The 6,411-nt window shown below is 62.7% G+C and carries 6 protein-coding genes; 3 read left to right on the top strand and 3 right to left on the bottom strand.

Features of this window, described 5'->3' with window-relative positions:
- Positions 1-960 precede the first annotated feature (960 nt).
- Both AC5RWU_RS23405 and AC5RWU_RS23400 read right to left on the bottom strand, forming a co-directional pair.
- The gene (locus AC5RWU_RS23405; RefSeq protein ID WP_493986570.1) at positions 961-1,446 is read right to left on the bottom strand and encodes an HNH endonuclease; all 486 of its coding nucleotides are present in this window, start codon (positions 1,444-1,446) and stop codon (positions 961-963) included.
- Positions 1,447-1,778: 332 nt separating this feature from the next.
- Positions 1,779-2,435, bottom strand: coding sequence for a DUF8548 family protein (locus AC5RWU_RS23400; protein WP_494037340.1), 657 nt, complete (start codon positions 2,433-2,435; stop codon positions 1,779-1,781).
- Positions 2,436-2,687: 252 nt separating this feature from the next.
- Here AC5RWU_RS23400 and AC5RWU_RS23395 point away from each other — a divergent pair, with 252 nt between their 5' ends.
- The 3 genes from AC5RWU_RS23395 to AC5RWU_RS23385 are packed head-to-tail and all read left to right on the top strand — an operon-like array spanning position 2,688 to position 5,254.
- Positions 2,688-3,296, top strand: a complete 609-nt coding sequence (locus tag AC5RWU_RS23395; RefSeq protein WP_493986568.1) for a DUF4352 domain-containing protein — start codon at positions 2,688-2,690, stop codon at positions 3,294-3,296.
- A gap of 52 nt (positions 3,297-3,348) precedes the next feature.
- Positions 3,349-4,005, top strand: a complete 657-nt coding sequence (locus AC5RWU_RS23390) for a hypothetical protein (RefSeq protein WP_493986567.1) — start codon at positions 3,349-3,351, stop codon at positions 4,003-4,005.
- Positions 3,998-5,254 (top strand): exonuclease domain-containing protein, encoded by a 1,257-nt coding sequence (locus tag AC5RWU_RS23385; RefSeq protein WP_493986566.1) that lies wholly within the window; start codon positions 3,998-4,000, stop codon positions 5,252-5,254. Before AC5RWU_RS23390 ends, AC5RWU_RS23385 begins: the two co-directional genes overlap by 8 nt.
- Positions 5,255-5,872: 618 nt before the next feature.
- On the opposite strand, the gene AC5RWU_RS23380 is transcribed toward AC5RWU_RS23385, so the two are convergent.
- On the bottom strand, positions 5,873-6,211 hold the full coding sequence (locus tag AC5RWU_RS23380) for a histone-like nucleoid-structuring protein Lsr2 (RefSeq protein WP_493986565.1): 339 nt from the start codon (positions 6,209-6,211) through the stop codon (positions 5,873-5,875).
- Positions 6,212-6,411 lie beyond the last annotated feature (200 nt).

The raw sequence follows: 6,411 nt of genomic DNA, 5'->3' as shown, positions 1-6,411 counted from the left end.
CCCCAAACCGGCGCTTCGGAAAAGTCACATACCGGACCCGCCAAAAACAATCCTAGCGGCCCCTCCCACACAGCAGCTTGACACAGAGAGGCGCCGTCCCGGCGAAACCGATGGGCCAGGCAGAATAACCAACGGCGCCGCGCGCCCACCGGCACCGGGCCGAGGTCGACCGGAAGTGGGCGCTGCTGAATGCTCCTCACGTCAAACCGCTAAACGACTGGGGCCATGAACTGAATAGGCGCCGCCGACTCGAAGCACCGGGCACGGAATCGCTTGTGCCGTGGTGGGACCCTGCCGGCGCAGGCGTCCGTTTGCGGATACTCTTCCTGCTGGAAGCACCGGGAAGCAAATCATCCGCCTCCAAGGGCTCGGGAATTATCTCGATCGACAACAATGACGGAACGGCCAACAACTTGTTTACCCTCAGTGATGAGGCCGCCCTGCCCCGGTCCGTGTTCGCTAACTGGAACATCGTTCCCTGGTACCTGCCCGACGGAACACGAACCCGCGCCACCCGCCTCGAGGACGTCCGCGAAGCAACGCACGACGTCGAAACCCTGCTGTCCCTGTTCCCCCGGCTGAAGACCATCATTGCCATGGGAACGATGGCTCGGCAGGGTGGGAACTGCTCCGGTCCCGGTCGTCCCGGATCCGGAGCATCCCCTGGCGGGAGGCCCCGCACCCGAGCGCCACAAATCTGCATACGCGGCCCGAGGCACGGAAAAAGCTGCGGGAGTTGATGGCCGATCTGGCGGCCGGTCTCTGAACTGGCTTCCCCGCGAAGGAGCACAGCCCCGGGGTTCCTTGGATGATGGCCCCTGTCATTGGGTCTCCCCGGAGCCGCTCCTACATTCCGCACAGGCCCAGGAACTGCTCAGCAGCCCGGCGATCAATTACGGCTCGGCGGGAATCATTGGCTCCCGACGGGCGCAACTATAAACCTGTCCCGCTGCCGTTTGCCTAGCGTCGAGTGGTCAGTCCAGCAGCCTTTGAACGGTTGCAAGGGCCACACAGCACCTGCAGATTCTCACTGTTACTGCTGCCGCCCATCGTCACTGGAATGATGTGATCGAATTGCAGCTCTGTTGTAGAGCCGCAGCTTCGGCACCGACCTTCGTCGCGGGTCCAAATGTACTGCTTTACATCATCAGGAATGGATCTTCGTGCGGCGGAACCTCGTGGCGATGATCCCATGACAACTGTCGCTTGGGCACGATCGACCCGTTGCCTGTTTCGTTGTTCCCTGGTCACTATCAGGGCATAAATCTCATCGGATCTTAGTCCGTCGTTCTCCGAATAATACTTGTTCTGAAACTGCCAGTATCTTCTGCCGCCGATCGTGGCTATTGCCACAGGGCGCTGCCTTTGAAACTCTTGGCGTTCTGTAAACTCAGCCTTCGACATCCTGCCAAGTAAATAAACTTTCCTGCCGATTGTCAGTTCCATCGGCCCCTTCCCGAAGAAACCGGGTCGGTGAACGAGTGTTACATTTTCAGCCCTACGAAGCATCCCCAAGTTCCTAGCTCTGATCCCCCGATCCACAACGGATCGCTTATTCCATTGTGGATTTTAGAAGAGTCTACTATTCCGAATCCGGGCCTGAACGGCCATGCACAAGGACCGCTTTGACTACCGCATGGGAGCCGAGCTGTCGTCCTCTGCGCAGATCAACTGCCCTATGCTGTAACCGCTTGCGGAGACCACCAACTACTCAAGATTTCGGGAGCACCCGGAGCAGAATAAGGGATCGGCCCTGGGCCTCCCGCTGACCGCTCCCCTTAGGACAGGCCCGCTTCGGGGGCGGATTCACGCCCTGCCTCGAACCTCCAAATTGCGTGGTCAAGGTGCGTGACGGAGATATTCTCCGGTAAACGGCCGGCGGCGGCCGTGACGATCTGCCGGACCTGTTCTGCACTCAGTCCGGAGTCTCCGGTGACCCGTTCAACGAATCGGCGCACCCAGGTATCGGCCTTCACGTCCGGGTGGCCCAGCAGCATCCCGAAATAGGCGAACGTGACAGGGCCCAGGCCCTTCACCCCGGTATAGGCCTGTCGGTGCTTCTCGTTGCCTGGGTCGAAGCCGACGGCGGAGACGACTCCTGCGTCCTGCAGGTTGTTCGCGGCTTCAATGATGGCAGCGGCCTTGGTCCGGCCCCCGGTCTTCTGCTCGCCGACAATGCTGATCAGGTCGGCTTCGCTCATGCCGGCAAGACGGGAGAGATCGTCCGCTTTGCCTCCGCGCAGGTCCCGGTACTTTCGAACGCGCGGCAGAACGCCTTTTCCGTTCCTGGTCTCATACTGGGCCCGGATGGAGCTGACAGCGTCGATCAAGGCCAGCTCAATATCGTTGACCCAGTCACCCGGCCACACCGCCAGCAGCTCAGGTTCGAAGGTGTTTACTTCCACGACAACCGCATCAACATGTTCCTGTTGCATACTGCCCCCTTCAGTCATGGGGCCCAGCCTACCGCCCCTTGCAGACAGTCGACGGCGGCCAAACCGCCCACTCAATTGCCTCGCCCAACTCCAACCGCCGCCCCTCCTGCAGGCTGAGCAGCAGGGCCTGAGCTTCGGATACCTGCCGGCCCGTTGCTGTGCAGATGATGAAACTGCATGAATGTCGGTGGCAACGTTTATCCTTGCTGCATCACATAATGCCGCCGGGGGGCGGCATGCTTTATGGGGGCCATGAACAAGTTTTTCGTACCCGGAGTCGTTTTCGTCCTGTCGGCGCTGCTGCTGACAGGGTGCGCCTCGACACCGGCAAGTCCGCCGGCGGAGCCCAGCGTGGAGCCTGCAGCGGCGACACCGACACCCAGCGAAACCGTGTCGGTTGGCCCGAGGAGTACGCGGGGCAACCTCATCAAGACCGTCGGCCAGCCGGCCGGAATGCTACTGCCTTCAGGCGAACAAACGGCACGGTTCGTTCTCACCGAGATGACCATGGACGCCCCGTGTACATCTCCATATGCGACCGCTCCGGAGAACGGGCATTTTGTCACCCTGACCTTTGATGTTGAAACGATGCCGGAGATGACCGAAGACATCAACCAGTTCATCACTCTCTCGGGTTCCATGTGGAAGGTCGTCGCGGACAACGGGACAACGTTTAACGGGAACCTCGAGACCGGTGCCGCCTGGGGCTGCCTGAACGACACCGAACGGCTGGTCTCCTCGATCGGCCCCGGCGAGAAAGCCACCGGCAAGGTCGTCCTGGACGTACCGACACCGACAGGTGTCTTGATGTATGACCTCGGAGGAACCGCCGGCTGGGAATGGGAATACCCGGCCAAATAATGCAGTAACGGCGGCAAAGCAGCCGCCGAGATAAAAACAATTGGGGGAAAAAATGAATACTGCCGTAAGCACACCACGCGGCATCGCGATACTGGACATCCATGATGGCCGGTGGGCGCTGTGGCAGGTGTCGGTGAACGCCTTCACCGGCCCGCTGCGCGCCACCGCCACCAACGCCGTCGTATCCGACGGCTTCGACGAGAAAACCTTTAGGAGCCTGACCGTCGACCGGCAGCTGCTGCTGACCGCCCGGGCGAAGGTGAAATGCACCGAACCGCAGGTTTCGGCGGTGCCCCGATTGAATCCGGCCGCGTTTATCGGGGACTGCCGGTCCTGGGTGGATCTGCTGCAGGAGCTGTTCTGGGCCGAGAACGACCGCCGCACCGCCTACAACGCCGCCAAGGTCCAGGAGCGCAAGGAAGCCCGGGCATCCGGCACACCGGTGCCCGAGTACAAGCGGCAGGCCCCGCTGCTGGATATCGACTGGCCCGCTCCCCCGCCCTCCTCGGTGTGGGAGTCGGAGGTGGACGGCAGCGAACCGGTGGAGAGCGAAGCGGTCCGGATCGCCAACGGCTGCGTGCGGCTGCTGAACTACTGGCTGGAGATCGAGGCGGACCGGACCCGCAAAACCCGCACCTACTTCAACGGTGCCGGCGGGCCGGCCGTGCGGATGTGGCCGGTTCCGGCGCAGGAGGCTTCGCATGTCTGAGCCGCTGTTCGCCGTGGTCGATGTGGAGACCACCGGGTTCCGTCCCGGCCGGCATGACCGCATCGCCGAAATCGGGGTCGTGAAGGTCGATGCCTCCGGACAGGTCGTGGACCGGTGGGAGACGCTGATCAATCCGGGCCGGGACCTGGGTGCCCAGCACGTGCACGGCATCCGTGCCGCCGACATCCTGGACGCGCCGACCTTCGAGCAGGCCGCCCCGCAGATTGCCCGGGTGCTGCAGGGCACCATCATGGTCGCCCACAACCTGCGCTTCGATGCCGGGTTCCTGGAGCACGAGTTCCACCGGGCCGGGATGCCGGTGCCGGCATCCTTTTTGGCCGGGCTGTGCACGATGCGGCTGGCCCATGACTATGTGTACGGCAACGCCCGCTCCCTGGCCCACTGCTGTGAATTCCTCAGCATCGACACCGGCTCGGCGCACTGCGCCGGCGATGACGCCATGGCCGCGGCCGGCCTGCTCGGACGGTACATCGATCTGGACCCGGACCGGCCCGACTGGGAACAGGCCCTGCTCAACGCCGCCATGATCGACTGGTCGGGGTTCCCGCCCGCGTCCGGGGCCTTCGCCCCGGTGCTGCGGCCGGCCGGTAACCGGGTGGAGAAACACTTCCTGTCCCGGATCACCGCCCACATGCCCGAATTCACCGGACCGGCCGAACACGACCAGTACCTGGACCTGCTGGGCCGGGCCATGCTGGATCTGCACCTGTCCGCCACCGAGCAAAAGGAACTGGTCACCCTGGCCGAGGAACTGGGCATCAGCCAGGAACGCTGCCTGGACCTGCACCGGTACTACCTCGACCAGCTGCTGGCCGCCGCCTGGGCAGACGGACAGATCACCAAACGTGAGGAACAGGACCTGCGCCAGGCCGCCGCCCTGCTCGGTTTGTCCGACGAGGAGGTCACCGCCGGACTGGCCACCCGACCCGAAACGGCCGGATCCGCCCCAGCCCAGAGCGCGTACCGTCCGGCTCCCGGGGATGTCATCGTGCTGACCGGCACCATGAGCCGGCAACGCAACGAACTGGCCGGTCTCCTGGAAGCCATGGGCTACACCGTGGCCGACAACGTGACCAAGAAAACCAGCCTGGTCATCGCCGCCGACCCCGACAGCCTCTCCGGCAAGGCCGCCAAGGCCCGCAAATACGGCATACCCCTGGCCGGAGAGCACTACCTTCTACGACGTCATCGGCGTCCCGGCGCTGTAGGGAGAGGAGTGATCTGGTAATGGGGGCCTATCGTCCGCCGCGCGGTGAATACATCCGCCCGCGAGGCAGGATTGATCTCACACCGACAACACACGTGGACAATCACTATGTCCGAGGCTGGTATCACCACAGTGACAAGCTTCCGCGATATCAAGGTACGCGTCGGTACGACGTCGAGTTGGTTCCCGAACCGGGCAATCCGCATGACCACAGGGCGGTCACTTTCCATATTCATGGGGAACGGATCGGGTACATAGCCGCTCAGGATTCGGGCTTGTGGCACGTCGTGGTGGCCGCATACAACCGGCGGGGTCAGGCCGTGTACGCAATAGGCGTCCCCCGCGTGGTCGATTACGAAGTAGCAGGCTTTACGGTGCTGCTACCGGGTTTTAGCGACGTTGAAGAGCTCATGGCGGAACTGGGCCTCTTTGAGGAGTGCGATCGGGTCATTGAAGCCCTGTCACCGGAGGCCAGAACCCGAATCCTGGCTACCGGGCGTTACGGCCTCGATTCCGCAGACGTGCGACGTTTGCGCGCTTCAGCGACGACGGCCAGGGCGGCTGGATCTGAGAGTACCCGGCCAAATAGCCCTCCGGGCAGGTGGGTGCGTAGACGGCTTACCCACCTGTCCGCGGTATTCAGGACACCGCTTTACGGTAGGCTTCGACGACTTCGGAGGAGATCCGTCCCCTCCCGGAAACGGTGTAGCCGTTTTTCTTGGCCCATTCGCGGATTTTCCGGGTTGCTTCACGGCTGGAGCCGGCGGGCACCGTGGGCGCAGCCTTCCCGCGGGCGGAGGCCGCCGAGGCCTTGCGTCCGGCTTTTACATACTGTGTGAAGGTCTTGCGCAGGACCCTGGCGTCGTCAGCGGACAGATCGATTTCGTAGTTCGTGCCGTCGATGGCGAATTGGACTGTTTCGTCCGCCGGCCCGCCGTCCAGGTCGGAAATCAGTTTAATCTGCACTCGCTTTGCCATCTGAAACCGCTCCTTGGTGACGGGATATTGTCCCTGGATAATGCAGTCCCTCCGCTGCTTTGAGGAGGAGTTGCTGCCAGTCCCGCTGTCATGTTGCTTCGGATATTTCCGGCCCCGCTTTATGGTTCACACGGGCGCCGGAATGCTTTTTTCTGTCAGGTGAATCGTCCCGTGTCCGGCTCAGATTTTCGGCAAGAAAA

Source organism: Arthrobacter sp. B0427-1-12, assembly GCF_059092905.1.
The sequence above is the reverse complement of the archived record's forward strand: the minus strand, read 5'-3'. Positions and strand labels throughout refer to the sequence as shown.